Origin of the sequence: Actinophytocola sp. (assembly GCF_036555685.1) — a bacterium.
GTDB lineage: Bacteria > Actinomycetota > Actinomycetes > Mycobacteriales > Pseudonocardiaceae > Actinophytocola.
The window spans coordinates 1-1863 of sequence record NZ_DATBKY010000266.1; the positions used below are offsets into that span (position 1 = coordinate 1).

Sequence of the window (1863 nt, forward strand, 5' to 3'; positions counted from 1 at the left end):
CGCGCGGGACCCAGCTCACCAAGCCACGCGGCCGGCGTCGTCGAAGAAGCCGGCCGTCGGCCCGTCCGCACCCGCCAGCGCCATCTCGATCGCGATGGCGGCGCCCTGCTCGGGGGTGCGGTGGCCGCTGAACCCGTTGAGGTCGGTCGCGGTGTAGCCGGGGCACACCGAGTTGACCGGGATGCCCTCGTCCCGCAGGTGCTTGGCGTACTGCGCGGTGACGGCGTTCAGGGCGGCCTTCGACACCGGGTAGCCGAGCGCCGCGGGCATGTCGCGCAGCATGCTGTCGTCCGAGGTCATGTCGGCGAGCGAGCCGACGCTGCTGGACATGTTCACGACGCGCGCGCCGGCTGCGCGCCGCAGCAGCGGCAACATCGCGTCGGTCACCGCGATGACGCCGAACACGTTGACGTCGAACACCCGGCGCACCTCGGCGACGGCACCCGCGCCGGGCGCCTGCGACCGCTCGCCGGTGATGCCGGCGTTGTTGACCAGGATGTCCAGCCGGCCGTGCCGCTCCTCGATCGTCTTCGCGGCGGCCTCGACGGACGCCGCGTCCGTGACGTCCAGCGGTACGCCGGTCACGTCCAGCCCCTCGGCGGCGAGCTTCGCGACCGCCGCGTCCCGCCGGCCGGCGTCGCGGGCACCCAGCAGGACGGTGACGCCCCGCTTGGCCAGCCCGCGCACGATCTCGTACCCGATCCCCTTGTTCGCCCCGGTCACCAGGGCCACCTTGTTCGTCTCGGTCATGGTGCAAGCCCAGCAGCGACGGCGAGAAAGAGCCAAGACCGGTTGGGTGGGGACCGATACTCTGAGGGTATGGGCGCCCACGGAGCCTGCTACGTCGTCGTGGTCGCCGAGCAGCTCCACTCGCGACAGCGGGACGGGCCGGCGGGCAGTTGTCAGTACCTGCATCCTGGCGACCCGGCGATCATGGCGTACGAGGGCGCGAACATCCGCACCTGGAACGGCTTCATGCACTTCATGTACCTGGGTCGAGGCCGGGTCCTCAAGCACTTCCGGGACAACGGCCTCGGCGCCCGCGAGCTCTACCACCGCCACGGCGTCGACCTGGAGATCGTCGACTGCTCGGTGCAGCTGCCGCACGTGCTGGAGGTCGACGACGAGGTGGAGGTCGTCGTCGAGCCGGCCGCGCGCCAGAAGCCGGGCCACGGCGCCGCGATCACCGCGCAGCTCCTCGTCGGCGCGGCGCGGGCTGTCGCGCTCAAGGCCAAGCTGCGGGTCGCGCTGATCGCCGAGAAGGACGCGCCGGGCAGCGAGCCGGTCCCGTCCGCCGTCGCGCCGATCGTGCTGCCCGAGGTCGCCGCACTGGCCGACGCGCAGGCCGCGCCGCTGTCCATTCCGGACGGTGCGGACGTCGCGGACGTGCTCACCCCGCCAGGCTCCGGTGCCTACGTGTGGTCCTGGCGCGCGCCGTACTTCTACTGCCACTACTCCGACAGCGTGCAGCACTCCGCGTACGTGCGCGCCATGGAGGAGGTCGTCGACCGCTTCCTGCACGACCGCGGGCTCGGCGTCGGCAAGCTGCTCGACGAGCGCGGCTGGATCCCGGTCGTGTCCCGCGCACGTGTGCGCCTGCTCGCCGACGCGCACACGGAGGAGACCGTCCACACCGTGTTCACCGTGCGGGACTTCCTCAAGGACATCTCCTACACGGCGACCTTCGACTGCTACGTGCGCCGCGGGCCCGACGCCGCATAGCGTGGCGGCTTTCGCCGGGTAGGCGCCCTACGCCACTAGTCTGTACGTATCCGTACCGGGGCGTACGAGGCGCACACGGCCGTCGGCGGGAGGCTGGAGGGGCAAATGGATGGCCCGAACGGCACATACGGTGGCAGTGCG

The 1863-nt window shown here is 71.7% G+C and carries 2 protein-coding genes; one reads left to right on the top strand and one right to left on the bottom strand.

The window, feature by feature from the left end:
• Positions 1-15 precede the first annotated feature (15 nt).
• Positions 16-750, bottom strand: coding sequence for an SDR family oxidoreductase (locus VH969_RS27130; protein WP_331979228.1), 735 nt, complete (start codon positions 748-750; stop codon positions 16-18).
• A 69-nt stretch (positions 751-819) separates the two neighbouring features.
• Between VH969_RS27130 and VH969_RS27135 the strand changes: the two genes are divergently transcribed.
• Complete coding sequence (locus VH969_RS27135; RefSeq protein WP_331979230.1) at positions 820-1722, top strand: thioesterase; 903 nt, start codon at positions 820-822, stop codon at positions 1720-1722.
• The last annotated feature ends 141 nt before the right edge of the window (positions 1723-1863 follow it).